This window comes from Halorubrum sp. (assembly GCF_046498025.1).
In the GTDB taxonomy this organism is placed as follows: domain Archaea; phylum Halobacteriota; class Halobacteria; order Halobacteriales; family Haloferacaceae; genus Halorubrum.
Genome location: NZ_JAWOBM010000080.1, coordinates 1 through 18,213 on the forward strand (window position 1 = coordinate 1; position 18,213 = coordinate 18,213).

The following is an 18,213-nucleotide window of genomic DNA, read 5'->3' on the forward strand; positions in this document are numbered from 1 at the left end:
GCAACACTTTCGTGCATATTACACAAGATATCGTGTGTAATTAAATCAGACATTGTTGTGCGGCAACTACTTTTGGATATTTGAATATTCAAATCTGATAAATAAACGGCCGGCCGTCGGACGCTCTCTCGTCCCATCGGTCGGGGCACCGATGTATTAAAGATGGTTTCGGCGCGGGTACGAGTATGGGGAAGACGGACGACGTCGATATCCTCGATCCGTTCCGACAGTTCTTCTCGCTGCGCCGGGACGTCCTCGTGCTGTCGCTCGCGATGTTCGCGTTCAGCCTCGGGTTCCAGATGACGAACCGGTACGTCCCGGAGTACATGTCCGCGCTGGGGGCGAGCGCGTTCGTCATCGGGCTGTTCGGGACGGTCGGCAACGTCATCGGCGCGGTGTACCCGTACCCTGGCGGGCGGCTCTCGGACCGGATCGGGTCGCGGGTCGCGCTCACGCTGTTCGGGCTGCTGTCGAGCCTGGGGTTCGCCGTGTGGCTCGTCGCGCCGACCCTCGGGACGCTGACGGTGGGCGGCGTCGTCCTCGAGCCGTGGATCTGGATCTTCGTCGGGCTCTTCCTCGCGCAGGCGTGGAAGTCGTTCGGCCTCGGCGCGACGTTCGCGATCGTCAAGCAGGCCGTGCCGCCGGAGCGGCTGGCGCGGGGGTTCGCGAGCACAGAGGTGTTCCGCCGGACCGCGTTCCTGATCGGGCCGCTGATCGCGGCGGGGATCATCCAGTACGCCGCCGACTTCACCGTGAGCTTCCAGTACGTGCTCGCGGTGGCGCTGCTGTTCGCCGTCGTCGCCACCGCGCTCCAGCACGTCCTCTACGACGCGGAGGAGGACACCCTCGGCAAGGAGTTCGAGGGCCTGAGTGAGGTGGTCGCGGACCTCCGGAGCCTCCCGCCGGAGCTCCGCCCGCTGCTCGTCGCCGACACCCTCGTGCGGTTCGCGAACGGCATGGTGTACGTCTTCTTCGTCATCGTGATCACGCAGTTCCTCGAGGTCGGACTCGACGTCGGTCCCCTCTCGCTGTCGCCGGCCGCCTTCTTCGGCGTGTTGCTGGCGGTCGAGATGCTGGTGGCGCTCGTCTCCATGCCGCCCGCGGCGCGGGCGGCCGAGCGGGTGGGACTCAAGCCGGTCGTCGCGCTCGGCTTCCTCGTGTACGCGGTCTTCCCGGTGCTCCTCATCAGCGTTCCCGCGGACACGCCCCTGACCGCGCCGCTCGTTGTCGCCCTGTTCGCGTTCTCGGGGCTCCGGTTCGCCGGGCTCCCCGCCCACAAGGCGCTGATCGTCGGTCCCGCCGAGCGCGACACCGGCGGCCGCATCTCGGGGTCGTACTACCTCCTCCGCAACGCGGTCGTCATCCCGAGCGCGGCGCTCGGCGGGCTGATCTACGGCGGGTTCTCCCTGCCCCGAGCCGATGTGTCGGTCGGCGGGGACCCCGTCGTCGCCTTCGGACTCGCGAGCGCGATCGGCCTCGTCGGCGTCGCCTACTTCGCGCTGTTCGGCAGGGAGTACGAGGCGTACGCGTGACCGCCGCCGGACACGAGCGCGAGCGGGGCGACTGCCTGCCGTTTTTTCACACCTCGTGACTGAATTGATTCCATGACCGACATCGCCGCCGCGATACGGGACGCGTTCGAACACACCGACTACGACCTCGGCGACGTCGCGGTCAACCGACGGCAGGTCCGCGTCCCGGTGCTCCAGGAGGGCGCCGACCCCGACGCGCTCCGCGCGGTGATCGAGGAGGCGCTCGGCGAGGACGCGGTCGTCGGCGTCACCGTGAGCACGGAGACGATCGACGGAGAGGATACCATCGGCACGGTCGTCTCGTTCCGACACCGGCCGTGACGCGGTACGATTAACCGTGCAGTACTCATACCCCCGCCTGTACGATGTTGTCCGACGACGGACACGACGGCGCACAGTACCTCGCCGGGTCACCGGTCCGGGTCGCGGTCTTCCGGACGCTCCGGCAGGAGCCGCGCCGTCCGACAGGGTTGACAGAGGAGGTCGACGCGACTCGGACGACGGTCCAGCGGATACTGGGGGGGTTTCGCGAACGCGACTGGGTCGTCAAGCGGGACGCCGCCTACCACGTGACGCCGACGGGAAAACGCGTCCACGACGCGTACGAGCGGCTGCTCGACGAGGTGGAACGCGCCGACCGCTACGGTCGGTTCGCCGCCGAGCTCGAGCGCGTGAACGCCGGGCTTCCCGCCGAGGCGATCGGCGCCGGAGAGCTGACCGTCGCGACGGACCGGAACCCGCTCGCCGTGGTCGACCGGCTCACCGAGCTCCTCCGTGAGGGGCACGGAACCGAGATCCGTACCGTCTCGCCGGTCGTCGTCCAGCCGTTCAACCGCGCGGCCGCGGCCGCGCTCGACGCCGGTTCGGAGGTCGAACTCGTCATCGACCGCGACGTACTCGAGGAGTCGGTCGCCGACTTCGAACCGGCGACCGACCGGGCGCTCGAAGACGAGGACGCGACCGTCTACGTCTCTTCCGAGTCGATCGAGTACGGGCTGTTCGAGAACGACGACGTCGCCTGCGTGGTGGCGTACGACCGAGAGAACAACCCCCGGTGCGTGCTGGAGTCGACGGATCCGACGGTGACCGAGTGGGTGGACGACCGGTTCGAGTCGTTCGTCGACGACGCTCGGCGGCTGTCGACCGTCGTCGAGAACGCCTGACTCTGGGGCGGCTACGCCTCGCGACCGCCGTCGGAATCGTCGGGCTGGACGTCGCCCTGTTCGGGGTCGAAGTTGGCGGGAACGACCGTCAGATGGTCGATGCCGACGCGCGGGGTGCGTACGCTCATGGCTCTACCGAAGCGTAGGCGACGAACCGACTAAAAATTACCCATGGGCATAACGCATGCCGTCCGCGGGGACGTATGTCTCCGGGTTATTCGCCGAACTCGTCCGCGTACAGGTCCCGCGCGTGTTCGATCGCCTCTTTCGCGGTCGCCTTGTCCTCCCAGCCGAGGGTCTCGACCTCCTTGCCGACCTCGAGGTTCTTGTACGTCGAAAAGAACTCGTCGATCTCGTCGCGGATCTGCTGGGGGATGTCCTCGAGGTCCTCGATGTGGTCGAAGCGGGGGTCCTCGGTGGGCACCGCGATCACCTTGTCGTCCTGCTCGCCGTCGTCGTCCATCTTCATGAGCGCGACGGGGCGCGCCTCGACGATACAGCCGGGGAACGTCTGGTCCTCCACGAGCACCATCACGTCGAACGGGTCGCCGTCGTCGTAGTACGACTGCGGGATGAAGCCGTAGTCGTACGGGTAGTGGACGTTCGAGTGAAGCACGCGGTCGAGGACGACCCCGGGGACGTCCTTGTCGTACTCGTACTTGTTCCGTTCTCCCTTGAGACACTCCACGACGGCGTAGATTTCGTCGGGCGCGTCCGGACCCGTCTCGAGGTCCTCCCAGAGGTTCACCATGTGGTCGACAGTCGGTCCAACGGTAGCAAAGTCCTTTCGGGTTCTCCGCGTCGTCCGGCGGTCAGCGGCCCCGGTGAGACGACGTTGCCACCGGACGCCTCGCCCCCCCGCAACAGACCAGTTCCGGCGATATCCGCCGATTGATCGGATGTCGGATTCCGCCCGAACGCCTCGATTCTTCCGACGAATCGTCACGTATCTGGCGTGTCGGTCGGCGATCACTCGGATAGTGGCACGCGCCTCGATCACCGGCGTTGCATCTTCAGGCGTATTATAAAGGCATTTTCGCCGATCTCGGTCTGGTGAGGTATTTAAACACCGAGAAACCTTGAGAAAGGTTATAAGTTCGGCATCCCTTCAGTTACGTATGTCAGAGGCACAATCAGTCACTGATGCGGAGGCACAGAGGCAGGCGTCGGAATTGACCGCGTTCCAACAGAACATCCTCGCGATCCTCGCGGAGGAGCCGATGTACGGGCTCGCGATCAAGCGCGAGCTCGAATCGTACTACGGCTCCGAGGTCAACCACGGGCGGCTCTACCCCAACCTCGACGATCTGGTCGCGGACGGGCTGGTCGAGAAGAGCGAGCTCGACAAGCGGACCAACCAGTACGACCTGACCGAGGCCGGCCACGACGCGGTCCTGGGCCAGCTCGAGTGGGTCCTCGACCGGTTCGTCACCGACGAGACGCGCGCCGACGAGATCCGCGCGCTCCTCGACGAGTAACGCTCGAGGACGACCGCGAGACGAACCGAGACGCGACCGACAAATTTTGGCACACGCGCGCGGTGAAAACCGCGCGTCCTCGACCCACTGAGCGTCGGCTACGCGGGCGTAACTGTCGGCGCTACACGCCTCGGTACAGTCGACGACTACGACGGCTCGGGTCCGTCGACCTCGGCGGCGACCGCCTCGATCACCGCCAGCGACTCCTCGACGACGGCGAGCTGCTCGTCGGTCGGCCAGCCGTTCCGCGGCAGGAACTCCTCGCGGAACTCCTCGCGCACCTCGGGGGTCGCGTCGTCGACCGCGCGGACGTAGTGGTTGCTCATGAACGCCGCGAAGGTGCGGGCGGTGTCGGCGTGCGCGTCGGCGTGCGCGTCGGCGACCGCGTCGGCGACCGCCTCGTTGTACGCGGCGATCTCCTCGTAGCGGTCGGCGTCGCCCGGCCCGGACAGCGACACCTCGACGGCCCGATCGGTGGTCTCGATCCGGTCGAGCTGGACGGTGCCGTCGGCCATCCACTCGTCGGGATACAGCACGAGGGTGTCGTCGTCTTCGCGGAGCCGCGGGACGTAGTCGTGATCCGAGACGAGCTCGTCGCGGCGTTCGCGGTAGAACGCCGCGGCCGCGTCGTCCTCGGCCCGCCGGGCGAGCCGCGTGAGTCGCTCCGCCTCGTCGACGACCTCGACCGGCACGTCCGGGACCCGGTCGTCGTCGCCCGCGCCGCTCTCCTCGTCGGCGTCGGCGTCGCTCTCGGCCTCGGCCGCCATCACTTCCCGCGCCCGTTCTTTCGCCCACTCCGGAGGGTCGTCGTTAGTTCGCGTCATCGAGTGCCTCGTTCGCTAGATCGTCGGCGCGCGCGTTTATCTCTCGCGGAACGTGGCCGATCGACCAGCGGTCGAACCGCTCCAACAGCTCTCGGACCCGGACGCGCTTTTCCCGCAGTTCGGGGTCGTTGGCGTTCCACTCCCCGCGCACCTGCTTGACGATCAGCTCCGAGTCGCCGCGGACGTCGACCTCGTCGAAACCGTACTCGTCGGCCGCCTCGAGCGCCCGGATCAGCGCGGCGTACTCGGCCTGGTTGTTGGTGACCCGCCCGATCCGCTCGCCGCCCTCCGCGACGACGCCGTCGGACGTGACGAGACACCAGCCGACCGCGCCGGGGCCGGGGTTCCCGCGGGAGGCGCCGTCGAAGTACACGTGCGCGCGGCCGCCGCCCTCGCGGACGAGGTTCGTGAGGCGGGTCGGGTCGCGCCCCTGTATCACCACCTTGTCGTCGTACGCGACGGCGACGGCCCCCTCGCGCTCGGCGCGCCACCGCTCGTGGGCGGTGTTTCCCGGTTCGATCGGGACGCCGGCGTCCTCCAAGCGGGCCCGCGCGGTCGCCGGATCGCAGTCGATCGTCGGCATTCGACGTGGCTCCGCGCTCGCGGGACAAAGGGCTGTCCGTCCGGCGGGGGTCCCGGTATCGGGCGGCCGCGACTCACGGTCCGGAGAACGTCACCGGACCGCCGGGAGCAGCGCGCCGGGACCTTTTCGGAAGTCCGCGGCGTACGCACGCGCACGGAGTTCAGCGTCGTTCGGGGCGACATCGCCGAGCAGGCGGCGGACGCGCTCGTGAACGCGGCCGGAACCACGCTCCGGATGGGCAGCGGCGTCGCCGGCGCGCTCCGGCGCGGCGCGAACGGGCCGATAAACGAGGAGGCGGTCTCGAAGGGACCGGTCGACCTCGGGGGCGTGGCCGTCACCGGCGCGTACGACCTCGACGCCGATCACGTGATCCACGCGGCCGCGATGCCGCACTACGGCGACGGGAGAGCGACAGACGAGAGCATCCGAGAGGCGACGCGGCGGTCGCTCGAGCGCGCCGACGAACTCGGCTGCGAGTCCCTCGTGATTCCGATCCTCGGGACCGGCGCCGCCGACTTCGCCCTCGAGACGGGCGCTCGTATCGTCTGCGAGGCGGTATGGGACCACGATCCGGAGGCCCTGCGGGACGTCCGCGTGATCGCGTACTCCGAGCCGGCGTATCGGACGCTTGAGACGGTCGCAGACGAGGTCCGGTCGTGAACCGGAGGGAGCGACGAGGGTCGCCGTCCCGCCGCAACGACGGGTTTTTCACGAACTTTTAAGTCAATCCGTTCGGATAGTATATAAATGCGATGACACGGCCAACCCGGCAACGGGATCACGACCGGCAGCGTGTGCGGGACGAGGACGCCGACGAGACCGAAACCGACGCCGAGGGGGGTGAGGTCGACGAATTGGACCCCGGAGACTTCGAACCGGAGGAACTCACGCGGACCGCGGACGGGGAACTGATACACGAGGAGAGCGGGCTCATCGTCGAGGAGGAACAGATCGATCCCGGCCCGGAGTGGCGGGCGTTCAACCACTCCGAGCGGCAGTCGAAGTCGCGCGTCGGCGCCCCGACGACGAAGACGATGCACGACAAGGGGCTGACGACGACGATCGACTGGAAGGACAAGGACGCCTACGGGCGCTCCATCTCCTCGAAGAAACGGTCGCAGATGCACCGACTGCGGAAGTGGCAAGAGCGGATCCGCACGAAGGACGCCGGCGAGCGCAACCTCCAGTTCGCGCTCTCGGAGATCGACCGGATGGCCAGCGCGCTCGGCGTCCCGCGGTCCGTGCGCGAGGTCGCCTCCGTCATCTACCGACGGGCGTTGAACGAGGACCTCATCCGCGGCCGGTCGATCGAGGGCGTCTCCACGGCCGCGCTCTACGCCGCCTGTCGCAAGGAGGGGATCCCCCGGTCGTTAGAGGAGATCTCCGACGTCTCCCGGGTCGACCGCAAGGAGATCGGTCGGACGTACCGCTACGTCTCCCAGGAGCTCGGCCTGGAGATGCGCCCGGTCGACCCGAAGAAGTACGTGCCCCGCTTCTCCTCCGAGCTCGAACTGAGCGAGGAGGTCCAGTCGAAGGCCAACGAGATCATCGAGACGACCGCCGAGCAGGGGTTACTCTCCGGGAAGTCCCCGACCGGGTACGCCGCCGCCGCGATCTACGCGGCCTCGCTGCTCTGCAACGAGAAGAAGACCCAGCGCGAGGTCGCCGACGTCGCGCAGGTGACGGAGGTCACCATCCGCAACCGGTATCAAGAGCAGATCGAGGCGATGGGGATCCACAGCTAGGCGCTGTCGGAGACCGGGCGGCACGGGTTTTTTCGGTTCGCGCACGTAGCGCGCACATGCTCGTCTGCGGGACGCATCGAGGGTTGTATCGGCTCGACGATCCGGACGACGACCCGGTGCGGGTCGCCGCGTGCGGACGGGTTCGCGAGGTCGTCCGCAGCGGCGACGCCCGGATCGCCGCGACCGACGACGGCCTGCTCCGCTCGACCGACGGGACCCGGTGGGACGGCCTCGGCGTCCCCGAGGACCCGGTCTCCGTCCTGGCCGGTCCGGAGACGGTCGTCGTCGGCGCGCGGCCGGTCGAGGTGCTGCGGGCGACCCCCGACCCGGAGACCGGCGACTGGCAGTTCGACCCCGTGGGTGATCTCGCCGCGCACCCGCACGGGGAGCGGTGGCGCGACCGGGCGTCGGAGGGGCCACCCGGCGTCAGGACGCTCGCCATGCACCCGGACGACGGGATCCTCGCGGGGATCGAACCCGGCGGGGTCTACGCGTTCGACGGGGACTTCTGGCGGCGGTACGGCCGCGGCGTCCACGACGACGTCCGCGACCTGCGCGTGCTGCCGGACGGCGCCGTCCTCGCGGCCACCGGAAGCGGCCTCTACCGCACCGACGACGGCGACCTGTGGTACCGGCTCGACACCGACGCCCGCGACGTCTGGGCGAGCGACTTCCGCGAGTCCCTCGTCCACGAGGGGCGGATCTACGCCGGCGCGAACTGCCAGGGGCCGGCGGCCCCGTCGGGGGTGATCCTCTCCGGCCCGATCGACGGCGAGGGCCTCGACGCCGCGCCCGTTCCGACCGACGACCCCGCGTTCGTCGTCTCGTGGGCGGTCGTCGACGGGACCGTCGTCGGGGGGACGATGCGCGTCGACGGCGACGGGGTCGAGTCCGAAGCGTCGTCGCCGCTGATCCGCCGCGAGGGCGACGAGTGGTCGGTCGCGGTCGCGTTCCCGGCCGGCGTCACGTCGCTCGCGACCTGAGTTTCCCGCGCCGTCGGGAGCGACGTGACGCCGGGGGCGACACCGTCAAGTCCGGTTCGCCCCTATCGCCGACGAATGCGGCTCGACGAGTTCATCGAGTTCGAGGCGAACGAGCGCGCCGAGCGCCGGCGCCTCGCCGCCGAAAAGGACTACGGCATCCTCGACCACCTCGACTCCTTCGAGCGGCGCTTCGACGAGCACGTCTCCGACGACGCCGTGGTCGGGAGCGTCTCCCCGTCCATCTTCGTCGGCCGCTCGAACTACCCGAGCGTCTCGACCGGGCTGCTCTCGCCGGTCGGCCGCGAGGAGCGCGCTGCGGCGTTCGAGACCTCCGCGGCGTGGTACGACGAGGGCGTCTCCATCTCTGACGTGTTCGACCGACGGACGAGCCTGCTCAACTCGGCACGCGGGGTCGACGTCAGGGAAGCCGGCGCGAGCGCCGACGCGGTCGGGGGCGGTTCCGCCGGAGTCGGCGGAAACGCCGCCAGCGTCCACGACGCGTGGGACGGCTGGCTCGGCGTGCAGCGCGAGGTCGCGATCGCCGACCGCCCGGTCGACGTGGAGATCGGGCTCGACGGGCGGCCGGACCTCGATTTCGACGTCGGGACGCAGGACATCAAGACGCCGACCGGCCCGCGCGCGGCCGCCCGCACCGCCGAACTCGGCGAGAACCCGCACGTCCCGCGGCCGGTGCAGAAGACCCTCGAGGACGACGACTGGCGCGCCGAGGGGGCGATGACGTACCTCTACCGCCGCGGGTTCGACGTCTACGAGATCAACACGATCCTCTCGGCGGGCGCGCTGGGGCGGGGAGAGAACCGACGGCTCGTCCCGACGCGCTGGTCGATCACGGCGGTGGACGACACGGTCGGGCAGTTCCTCCGGGGCTCGATCCGCGGGAACCCGACGGTCGACCGGATCGAGGTCCACCGCAACGAGTACCTCGGCAACGCGTTCTGGGTGGTGCTGGTCCCGGGGCGGTGGGAGTACGAGCTCGTCGAGATGAAATCGCCCGGCTCGATCTGGAACCCCGACCCCGAGGCGGGCGTCTACCTCGCGGCCGCCAGCGAGGGGCGCGAGGGCCGGACCGGCTACGTCGAGGAGACGGCCGGCGCCTACTACGCGGCCCGGCTGGGCGTCCTCGAACACCTCGACGACCGCGGGCGGCAGGCGAAGGCGCTCGTCCTCCGCCACGTCTCCGACGACTACTGGGGTCCCGTCGGCGTCTGGCAGGTGCGCGAGGCCGTCCGGAACGCCTTCGAGGGAGAGCGCGGGACGGCGGAGACGTTCGGCGAGGCGGTCCGCGGCGTCGCGGACCACCTCCCGGTGTCGCTCGGCCGCCTCCGGCGAAAGTCGACGATGGCGGCCGGGCTGCAGGCGAACCTCGGCGACTTCGTCGACGCCGGGTGAACGCGCGGTGGCGGCGAGCCTCGCCGCTCCCGCCCCCGATCGCTTTAGTCGCGTCGCCGAGTGGGTGAGCGCATGGTACCCACGGTCCCCGCCTTCGGCGGCGTCCCCGCCCTTTCGGAGCTCCTGATCATCCTGGTGATCCTCGTGCTCCTCTTCGGCGTTCCCCTCGTCGTCATCGTCGGAGCGGTGCTGCTCCTCAAGCTGCGCTCCGACGACGAGGAGGTTGACGCCGACCGCATCGCGGAGCTAGAGGCGGAGGTCGAACGGCTGCGCGAGCGAGTCGACGACGACTCGGACGAACGCGACGACGACGTTCGCTTATAAATATCCACACCGTTCGCCTGGGCCGCCCGCTCCCGCGGGTGAAGCTCCCTATCAGTCCTCCGCCCAGTAGTACAGCTCCTCGCGCGGCGCGTCGCAGTTCGGGCAGTTCGCCGGAAGCTCCTTCCCGATCTCACCCATCTCGCCGCATTCCCAGCACCGCCACATCACGTAGGCGGTGCCGAACACGTCGCGCGCGTCGGTGAGGGTGAGCGGTTCCGATCCAGACGGCGACGAGACGTAGAAGCCGTCGTCGTCGACGCCCCGGACCGTCCCGATCTGGTCGCCGTCCTCGTCGTACACCGGTTGTCCGATGCTCACGTCGGCGAATACGGGTTCTTCGGAGGCCATGTGCGAGGATACGCACCGATCCCTCATAAGTGTGGTATGTGAACTCGTCGCACGAACGTCGCGGTCGGTCCGGCGCAACCGGGACGCCGACGGGCGGAGAGACCGCTCAGGCGACCGGGGTCCGCTCGACGACGGTGCCGTCGGCGGTCGGGTACTGTTCGACGATCTCGCCGCGGTCGAGGTCGCCGTCCTCGACCATCTCCTCTAAGAGCCACCACGCGACCTCGACGTGCTTCGACTTGACGGTGTAGAACTCCTCGGGGACGCCGAGCGCCTCGAAGCGCTCGGGCTCGGCGAACGCCTTCCCGTAGACCAGGGTGCCGTCGTCGGTCACCTCGTCGAACTCGCGGCGGATGTTCTTCGCCATGCGCTTCAGTCGGTTCCGGTGTTGGGCCGCGTCTTTGAACACGGACGTACAGAAGTACACCTTCTCGTGGCTCGCCATCTCGGAGACGAGCGCGTCGTCCTTCGACCCCTCGACGGCGGACATGTGGCCCTCCTGCAGTTCGAAGCCCTCCTCCTGCATCCGGCGGTAGTTGCCGTCGGACATCTCGAACTCGTTGATGTTGCAGAACTCCGCGGCGCCCTCGTCTAAGAACTCCAGGAACTCCGGCTCCGCGCGGATACCGGGGATCTCGAAGGCAGGCGTGAGCCCCTCCTCGCGGGCGATGTACAGTATCTCCTCCCATTCGGTCCCGTGCATGTCGCCCCACAGCTCCACGGGCGGGTGGAAGCGGATCTCGTCGAGGCCCGCCTCCGAGAGCCGGCGCATGTTCTCGCGACCGCCGGTGATACCCGTGTACAGGTGGGTGTGGTGGTCCTCGCCGAACTCGTCTTTCAGCAGCTCGAGGTAGCGCGTCGTCTTCGCCATCGCCTCCTGCGGCTCGCCGCCGGTGATCGAGGTGCCGAGCGCGCTCATGCGCTTGGCCTCCGCGATCACGTCCTCGTCGGACTCGACTTTCCGCTCGTTGGCGTACACGTCGGTGACGTTCTTCCGGTTCTCTCCGAGGGGGCAGTAGAAACAGTCCCGCTGGTCGCAGTACCCGTAGACGAACAGCACCATCTTTCCGCCCTTGGCGCACTGTTCACAGCCCTTGGAGATCATCTACCCTCACTACCGGCCACAGCGTGAAAAAGCGTGCGAACTCCGCGTTGCCGGGAGAGGCGTTATCACGCGGGCCTCGCGGTCGGTCCAGGCGCGACATCGCGAGCGCTCACGGCGTTCTCGCTCCCGGACCTCCGAACACAAGATATGTACCAGCGGGGATCTGAGCGGGGACCATGACAGGATCGCCGACCGCAGACGACTCGGCCGAGTCCGCCGACACAGACGCAGTCACCCGTCGTCGCGCGCTCGCCGCCGGCGCCGCCGTCGGCCTCGCCGGCCTCGCCGGCTGCACCGCGCTCGACGTCGCGACCGGCGACCCGGCCGAGTTCACCGCCGGCACCGCGACCGTCGCGGACGCGACGCTCGACGAGAGCGGCTACGAGCTCAACGAGGTCACCGAGAACACGCAGACTCGCGAGGTCGACGTGGCCGGATCGACCCGCGAAGTGCGGGTGACGAGCCGGGTCGCGGAGTACGACAAGGCGGTCGAGCTCTTCGGCGAGCGGTATCAGGCCGCGGTGTTCGCCGTGCTGGCGACCCCGCGCATCGAGGTGCTCGGGCAGGCGTTCAACCCCGTCGGCGACCTCGACGACGAGGAGCGCGCACGGCTGATCGTGGACCGCTACGAGGGGGTCAGGAGCCTCGAACGCGGCTCCGAGTACACGACCGACGTGCTCGGCACCGACGCGTCGGTCGTGGTGTACTCGGGCGAGGGGGAGATCGCGGGGACCGGCGTCAGCGTCGAACTCGAGTTCCACGTCGCCGAGGCGGTCGAGGCCGGCGGCGACTACGTCGTCCCGCTGGCGGCGTACCCGGCGTCGTTCGGCGACGGCGAGAACGTCCGCCGGATGTTGAACGGGATTGAACACGAGCCGGCGTCGGACGACGACTGAGGGGCCGGGTCGGGCGGACGCGATCGGAGCGCCACCGGGGGACGCGACTGAAAAGAGGAGCCGTGCGCGCGGCGCCGCACCGAGCCGAAAACATATGCCGGGCCCTCGCCTAGCGTCGCGTAATGCTGTTGGTCCTCTGCGTCGACCTCGACGACGACCTCGGCCGCAAGACCGGGATCCCAACCCCGGTGATCGGCGCCGACGCCGTCACGGAGGCCGCCGTCGCGCTCGCGACGGCCGACCCGGAGGACTCGGACGTGAACGTCCTCTTCCAGGGCGTGAACGTCCACGACGAGCTGGCGGCCGACGGCGAGACGGTCGAGGTCGCCGCCGTCACCGGCGTCGACGGCTCCGACGTGAAGGCGAACCGCGCGGTGGGACAGGAGGTCGACCGCGTCCTCGCCGAGCTGTCGACGGGGGAAGAGGTGTCCGCCGTGGTGATCACCGACGGGGCACAGGACGAGTCGGTGCTCCCCGTCATCCGCTCGCGGATGCCGATCGACGGGATGCGCCGCGTCGTCGTCCGACAGGCGCAGGACCTCGAGTCGCTCTACTACACGATCAAGCAGGTGCTGGCGGACCCCGAGACCCGCGGCACGATCCTCGTTCCCCTCGGCGTCCTCCTCCTCATCTACCCGCTGGTCGTCGTCGCGAGCCTCTTCGACGTCGCCGGCGCGGCGGTCCTCGGGATCCTCTCCGGGCTCGTCGGCCTCTACTCGCTGTTCCGCGGGCTCGGCTTGGAGGAGACCGTCGACGGGGCGGCCTCGACGGTGCGGAACGTCCTCTACACGGGGCGGGTCACCCTCGTCACCTACGTCGTCGCGCTCGCGCTGATCGTCGTCGGTGGCGTCCAGGGAATGGAGACGGTCGAGACCGTCAGCGCGGTCCGAGGCGGCGAGATCACCGCCGGCGTGACGCTCGCCGCGTTCGTCCACGGGTTCGTCCAGTGGCTCGCGGTCGCCGGCGTCACTTCGAGCCTCGGACAGATCACCGACGAGTACCTCGGCGGTCGGTTCCGGTGGCGGTACCTCAACGCCCCCTTTTACGTGCTTTCCATCGCGGTCGTGCTGTACGCCGTTTCCGGGTTCTTTCTGCCGGAAGCGCAGGGCGTCACGTCGCTCGGACTCTCGGACCTGGCGATGGCGCTCGCCGCCGGGACGCTCACGGCGGTGTTGAGCACGCTCGCGTTCGCCGTCGCGGAGTCGCAGTTGCCCTCGGCGACGAGCGTCGGCGAGCGGAAGAGCGGGTAGGAGGCCCGGAGAAAAAAAGCGTTCAGAAGGGCTACCGCGGCGTCCACTCCTCGCAGGCGTCCATATCGTCCATCAGCTCGTCGTGGTGGCCGCAGTACGGCTGCATCCCCTGGTCGGTCCGGGCGTAGTCGAAGTGGGCGCAGTTCCCGCAGTAGGTGTCGCCGGGGCCGTCGCGCGCTGCGGCGGTCCCGCCGGGGGAGGCGTCGACGCCGGACCGGTCCCGCGACGTCGCCCCCGGCCCGGACGGCCCGCCCGTCGGCCCCGCGTCGTCGAGTGGCGATCGAATGTCGGTGTCCGTCTCGCCGCCGTCGCTCACGCCGGCGGAGCCGCCCGCGCGCCCGCCGGAGGCGGCCCCGGACGAGTGCATCCCGGCTGTACTCCCCGCGTTACCCTGGGATCCCCCGGTGGACGGAGAACCGCTTCCCGTCGCGGCGTCTCGCCGGCCGGCGCTCTCCGGTCGGTTCGTCTGCGTCTCCACCTCACCGTCCGGAGTGCCACCGAGGAGGCCGACCCCGCCCATCCCGTTGACCTGGTCGCGGCCGACCTCGATGATCTTCGTCTCGCCCTTGTGGGTCACCTCCATCGTGACGGTGCCGCCGGGGTCGTTTCGCGTCTTGAAGTTGGCGACGCCGACGAAGACGCTCCACATCGTCGTCGCGGCGCCGACGAAGTACAGCCCCGCGGTCGGCAGCGTGAGGTCCGTGAGGTCCGGGCGCGGCCCGCCGACCCAGTGGTAGGGGTACGCGTACGCGAACAGCGCGACGCCGAGACACATCACGCCGGCCCCGACGACCGCGGCGGCGCGCGTGTTGCGGTCCGCCGGGAGGACGGTCATCACGCCGAGCAACAGCAGCGGGACGCCGACGCCGCCGAGGATACCGCCGAGCCGCCGCGCCGCGCCGGAGGTGTAGCCGCTCGGGAGGACGACCTCCGCGGCGACGAGGATCCCGGCGACGAGCAGCAGCGTCCCGGCGACGAATGCACCCACGCCGAGGTACAGCCGACGCGGGTCGACCTCGGAGCGCCCCCGCCCGCCGTACGCCTCCGAGAGACTGGTCATACGCGGCCTACGTCGTCCTCCCTGAAAACAGTATGTCAGACGTTCGCCCGCGGCGGGGGACGTGACGGAGGCGAGTCGACGTCGGCGACGGGAACGACGCGAACGACGCGAACGACGCGAACGACGGGAATGAGGCGAACGACGCGAATGAGGCGAACGACGCGAATGAGGCGAACGACGCCGACGGAACGTCCGGCTCAGACCAGCGCGTCGACGTCGACGTGCGCGTCGAGCAGCTCCGCCATCCGGTCGACCGTGCGCGCGTCCCGGGTCCGCCCGCTGCGGACGATCCCCTCGGCCCGGTCGATCGCCGTGACGGTGTCGGTGTTGAGCGCGAGGACGGGCTTGCCCGCGTCGGCCGCCTTCCCGAGTACCGCACCGGAGGGGCGGTGGCCCCCCGTCAGGACGAGACACGCGACGCCGGAGGCGTCGAGCGCCGCCGTCTGGACGTCCGCGCGGTCGCCGCCGGTGATGACGGCGGCGTCGCGGGCGCGCCGGAAGTACCGCAGCGCCTCGTCGCCGCCCATCGCGCCCACGAGGAAGCGCTCGACGAAGCCGTCCGTCGGGGCGTCGGTGAGCAGTTCCGCGCCGAGCTCGTCGGCGAGCTCGCCGACGGTGACGCCCGCGAGCTCCTTCTCGTGGGGGATGGCGCCGAAGACCGTGATCCCCTTCGACTCGAGGAACGGGATCCCGTCCTGGTCGAGCGAGTCGAACGCGTCGTCGGAGACCTTGTTGAACACGACGCCGGCGAGCCGGTCGCCGAAGGCGTCGGCGGCGGCGAGCACGTCGTCGAGGTCGTTCGGCGAGCCGTACCCCGACACGAGCACCACCCGCGCGTCGAGCAGCTCGGCCACGTCGACGTCGGTCAGGTCGACGACCCCACCGGTGGTCCAGTCGCCGCCGCCCTCGACGAACATGTGGTCGCGGTCGGCCGCGAGCTCCTCGTACTCCTCGCGGACCCGCTCCCGGAGGGCGTCCGGGTCCTCGGTGCCGCGGATCGCGCCCTCGACGAACGTCGGCGAGTAGACGACGGGCTCCATCTGGTGCATCTCGGAATCGAGGCCGAGCACCTCGCGGGCGAGCATGGGGTCCTGGTCGAGCGTCTTGCCGACGTTCGACTGCAGGCGCGTCCCCTTCGGCTTCATGTAGCCGACGCTGCGGTCGCGGTCGGCGGCGAGCCGCGCGAGCGCGACGGTGATCGCTGTCTTTCCGGCGCCTTCTCCGGTCGCGGTGACGAGTGTCGTGGCTGTGTCTGTCATGAGTCGAGTTTCTCCGGGTCGACCGTAAGTCTCACGTCGACGGCGGCGGCGTTCGTGCCGCCGTCGTCGTCGGGCAGTGCGACGAGCGGGTTGATGTCGAGTTCGAGGACGGCCGGGAAGTCGGTGACCAGCTGCGAGAGCCGGCCGATCGTCTCGACGACGGCGTCGACGTCGACGGGATCGCGACCTCGGGCGCCGCGCAGCAGCGGCGCCGACTGGATCTCCTCGGTCATCTCGCGGGCCTCCGGCTCCGAGACGGGCGCCACGCGGAACGTGGTGTCTTCCATCACTTCCACGAAGATGCCGCCGAGTCCGAACATCAGCAGCGGGCCGAACTGCGGGTCGCGGTTCATGCCGACGATGGTCTCGACGCCGTCGTCCAAGTCGACCATCTCCTGCACCTGCACGCCGAGCAGGGTCGCGTCCGGCTGATAGTTGCGGGCCCGCGTGATCAGGTCCTCGTAGGTGTCCGCCACGTCCTCGTCCGCGACGCCGACGGCGACGCCGCCGATGTCGGACTTGTGGAGGATATCGGGCGAGACGATCTTCATTACGACGTCGCCGTCGATGTCGGCGGCGACCTCGGCGGCGCGCTCGGGCGTGTCGACGATCTCGCCGGCCGGCGTCGGTATCCCGTACGCGTCGAGGAGCTCCATCGCCTCGACTCCGAGACGGTTGTCGTCGCGCTCGCGCACCGTGCCGAGGATCTCGCGGGCGCGCTCGCGGTCGACGTCGAACGACATCGGATCGGCGTACTCGCGCTCCCTGATGTCGCGGTACCGCGCGAGCGTCGCGAGACTCTCGATCCCGCGGGCGGGGTCGAAGTAACAGGGGATGCCCTTCGCCTGGAGCTGCTGTTTCGGCTCGCGGGTCCGGTCGCCGCCCATCAGACAGGCAGCGACGGGCGCGTCCATCTCCTCGCTGACCGCCTCGATGGCGTCGGCGAGGTCCGCGAAGTCTATCGTCGCCGTCGGCGCGGCCAGCACGAGGGCGGCCCCGACGTTGTCGTCCGCGGCGGTGATCTCCAGCGCCTCGCGGAACCGCTCCACGTCGGCGTCGCCGATCACGTCGACCGGGTTGTGGATGTTCGCCTCGTCGGGCATCGACTCATCGAGCGCGTCGGTCGTCTCCGCGGTGAACGACGCCATGTCGAGGTCGGCGTCGCCGACCGCGTCGGTCGCCATCACGCCGGGGCCGCCGGCGTTGGTGACGATGGCGACGCTGTCGGTGTCGGGGAGCGGTTGGCTCCCGAGGATACCGGCGGAGTCGAACAGCTCGTCGACCGACTCGGCGCGGATGACGCCCGCCTGGTCGAGGCCGGCCTCGTACGCCTTGTCGGAGCCGGCGAGGGTCCCGGTGTGGGAGGACGCCGCCTGCGCGCCGGCGCTCGTCCGGCCCGACTTCACGGCGACGATCGGGGTGTCCTGAGTCGTCTCGCGGGCTGTCTCGATGAACGCGCGCCCGTCCTCGATCCCCTCCAGGTAGCCGATGATCACGTCGGTCTCCTCGTCGTCGCCCCAGTGACCGACGAAGTCGGTCTCGTCGAGGACGGCCTTGTTCCCGAGCGAGACGACGTCTTTGAAGCCGATGCCGTTGTCGTTGGCCCAGTCGAGGACCGCGGTGACGAACGCGCCCGACTGGCTCATGAACGAGAGCCCTCCGGGGAGCGCGTTCTCCGGGCCGAACGTCGCGTTCATCCCCGAGGGCGTCGACATGATCCCCAGGCTGTTTGGGCCGACGAGGTTGAGTTCGTACTCGTCGGCTATCTCCGCGAGGCGTCGCTCCCTCGCGGCCCCGTCCTCTCCCGTCTCGCCGAACCCGGCGGTGATCACGACGACGTTCCGGACGCCCGCCGCGCCGCACGCCTCGATCGCGTCCAGGACGATCGAGGGCGGCACGACGATCACGGCGACGTCGGCGTCGGCGTCGGCCACCTCGTCGACGCACGGCGTCCCGAGCACCTCGTCGTAGTTCGGGTTGACGGGAACGGTGTCGCCGTCGAAGTCGTCGAGCAGATTCGACGTGACCGCGCGACCGACGGCCCCCTCGCGAGCGGTCGCGCCGACGACGGCGACCCGATCCGGGTCGAACAGCTCGTTGAGCGTACCCATCAGTACGTACGTATACGTACCGGCGGTTTAAGATCGACGGGAGCGTTCTCATACCCTGAATATTAATGAACAACCGATCGGATCGATGCGCGCTCGTTTACCTAATGGCAATCTGACACCGCGCTCGGTCCGGAATGCTGGC

Annotated in this window: 19 protein-coding genes; 11 read left to right on the top strand and 8 right to left on the bottom strand. The window is 69.4% G+C overall.

Translation table 11 applies throughout. From position 1 onward, the window contains the following. Positions 1 to 185: 185 nt before the first annotated feature. From R6U01_RS14645 to R6U01_RS14655, 3 genes are all read left to right on the top strand, one after another. Entirely contained in the window at positions 186 to 1,532 is a 1,347-nt protein-coding gene (locus R6U01_RS14645; protein WP_410287183.1) for an MFS transporter, read from the top strand. A 72-nt stretch (positions 1,533 to 1,604) separates the two neighbouring features. Further along, entirely contained in the window at positions 1,605 to 1,853 is a 249-nt protein-coding gene (locus R6U01_RS14650; RefSeq protein WP_410287184.1) for a hypothetical protein, read from the top strand. 44 nt (positions 1,854 to 1,897) lie between these two features. Continuing rightward, entirely contained in the window at positions 1,898 to 2,695 is a 798-nt protein-coding gene (locus R6U01_RS14655) for a helix-turn-helix transcriptional regulator (RefSeq protein ID WP_410287185.1), read from the top strand. A gap of 214 nt (positions 2,696 to 2,909) precedes the next feature. Here the strand turns inward: R6U01_RS14655 and R6U01_RS14660 are convergent, their stop codons facing one another. Continuing rightward, entirely contained in the window at positions 2,910 to 3,446 is a 537-nt protein-coding gene (locus R6U01_RS14660) for an inorganic diphosphatase (RefSeq protein WP_410287186.1), read from the bottom strand. 367 nt (positions 3,447 to 3,813) lie between these two features. Here R6U01_RS14660 and R6U01_RS14665 point away from each other — a divergent pair, with 367 nt between their 5' ends. Then, positions 3,814 to 4,173, top strand: coding sequence for a PadR family transcriptional regulator (locus R6U01_RS14665; protein ID WP_410287187.1), 360 nt, complete (start codon positions 3,814 to 3,816; stop codon positions 4,171 to 4,173). Between the two features lie 146 nt (positions 4,174 to 4,319). Here R6U01_RS14665 and R6U01_RS14670 read toward each other — a convergent pair whose 3' ends face one another. Both R6U01_RS14670 and rnhA read right to left on the bottom strand, forming a co-directional pair. Beyond that, positions 4,320 to 4,997: a hypothetical protein gene (locus tag R6U01_RS14670; protein ID WP_410287188.1), complete on the bottom strand. Its 678-nt coding sequence runs from the start codon at positions 4,995 to 4,997 to the stop codon at positions 4,320 to 4,322. Beyond that, positions 4,984 to 5,580, bottom strand: a complete 597-nt coding sequence (gene rnhA / locus R6U01_RS14675; RefSeq protein ID WP_410287189.1) for a ribonuclease HI — start codon at positions 5,578 to 5,580, stop codon at positions 4,984 to 4,986. Before rnhA ends, R6U01_RS14670 begins: the two co-directional genes overlap by 14 nt. Before the next feature lie 207 nt (positions 5,581 to 5,787). Here rnhA and R6U01_RS14680 point away from each other — a divergent pair, with 207 nt between their 5' ends. The 5 genes from R6U01_RS14680 (at position 5,788) to R6U01_RS14700 (ending at position 10,042) form a co-directional block, all read left to right on the top strand. Then, the gene (locus R6U01_RS14680; RefSeq protein WP_410287190.1) at positions 5,788 to 6,240 is read left to right on the top strand and encodes a macro domain-containing protein; all 453 of its coding nucleotides are present in this window, start codon (positions 5,788 to 5,790) and stop codon (positions 6,238 to 6,240) included. Between the two features lie 92 nt (positions 6,241 to 6,332). Further along, the gene (locus R6U01_RS14685) at positions 6,333 to 7,325 is read left to right on the top strand and encodes a transcription initiation factor IIB (RefSeq protein ID WP_410287191.1); all 993 of its coding nucleotides are present in this window, start codon (positions 6,333 to 6,335) and stop codon (positions 7,323 to 7,325) included. A 56-nt stretch (positions 7,326 to 7,381) separates the two neighbouring features. Next, on the top strand, positions 7,382 to 8,308 hold the full coding sequence (locus R6U01_RS14690; protein WP_410287192.1) for a hypothetical protein: 927 nt from the start codon (positions 7,382 to 7,384) through the stop codon (positions 8,306 to 8,308). A 75-nt stretch (positions 8,309 to 8,383) separates the two neighbouring features. Further along, on the top strand, positions 8,384 to 9,718 hold the full coding sequence (locus tag R6U01_RS14695; RefSeq protein ID WP_410287193.1) for a hypothetical protein: 1,335 nt from the start codon (positions 8,384 to 8,386) through the stop codon (positions 9,716 to 9,718). Between the two features lie 72 nt (positions 9,719 to 9,790). Continuing rightward, positions 9,791 to 10,042, top strand: a complete 252-nt coding sequence (locus R6U01_RS14700) for a preprotein translocase subunit TatA (RefSeq protein WP_410287194.1) — start codon at positions 9,791 to 9,793, stop codon at positions 10,040 to 10,042. A 51-nt stretch (positions 10,043 to 10,093) separates the two neighbouring features. Here the strand turns inward: R6U01_RS14700 and R6U01_RS14705 are convergent, their stop codons facing one another. Beyond that, a complete protein-coding gene (locus R6U01_RS14705; protein ID WP_410287195.1) occupies positions 10,094 to 10,390 on the bottom strand; it encodes a hypothetical protein in 297 nt (98 codons plus the stop codon). Between the two features lie 106 nt (positions 10,391 to 10,496). Further along, positions 10,497 to 11,495 (bottom strand): radical SAM protein, encoded by a 999-nt coding sequence (locus tag R6U01_RS14710; RefSeq protein ID WP_410287196.1) that lies wholly within the window; start codon positions 11,493 to 11,495, stop codon positions 10,497 to 10,499. Positions 11,496 to 11,671: 176 nt separating this feature from the next. Between R6U01_RS14710 and R6U01_RS14715 the strand changes: the two genes are divergently transcribed. Together R6U01_RS14715 and R6U01_RS14720 are read left to right on the top strand one after the other, a co-directional pair. Continuing rightward, a complete protein-coding gene (locus tag R6U01_RS14715; protein ID WP_410287197.1) occupies positions 11,672 to 12,391 on the top strand; it encodes a DUF6517 family protein in 720 nt (239 codons plus the stop codon). A gap of 122 nt (positions 12,392 to 12,513) precedes the next feature. After that, positions 12,514 to 13,641 (top strand): DUF373 family protein, encoded by a 1,128-nt coding sequence (locus R6U01_RS14720; RefSeq protein WP_410287198.1) that lies wholly within the window; start codon positions 12,514 to 12,516, stop codon positions 13,639 to 13,641. 31 nt (positions 13,642 to 13,672) lie between these two features. Here R6U01_RS14720 and R6U01_RS14725 read toward each other — a convergent pair whose 3' ends face one another. From R6U01_RS14725 to R6U01_RS14735, 3 genes are all read right to left on the bottom strand, one after another. Continuing rightward, the gene (locus tag R6U01_RS14725; RefSeq protein ID WP_410287199.1) at positions 13,673 to 14,701 is read right to left on the bottom strand and encodes a hypothetical protein; all 1,029 of its coding nucleotides are present in this window, start codon (positions 14,699 to 14,701) and stop codon (positions 13,673 to 13,675) included. A gap of 197 nt (positions 14,702 to 14,898) precedes the next feature. Continuing rightward, on the bottom strand, positions 14,899 to 15,960 hold the full coding sequence (locus R6U01_RS14730; protein WP_410287200.1) for a phosphotransacetylase family protein: 1,062 nt from the start codon (positions 15,958 to 15,960) through the stop codon (positions 14,899 to 14,901). Then, entirely contained in the window at positions 15,957 to 18,071 is a 2,115-nt protein-coding gene (locus R6U01_RS14735; protein ID WP_410287201.1) for an acetate--CoA ligase family protein, read from the bottom strand. The genes R6U01_RS14730 and R6U01_RS14735 overlap by 4 nt, the downstream gene beginning before the upstream one ends. Between the last annotated feature and the right edge of the window lie 142 nt (positions 18,072 to 18,213).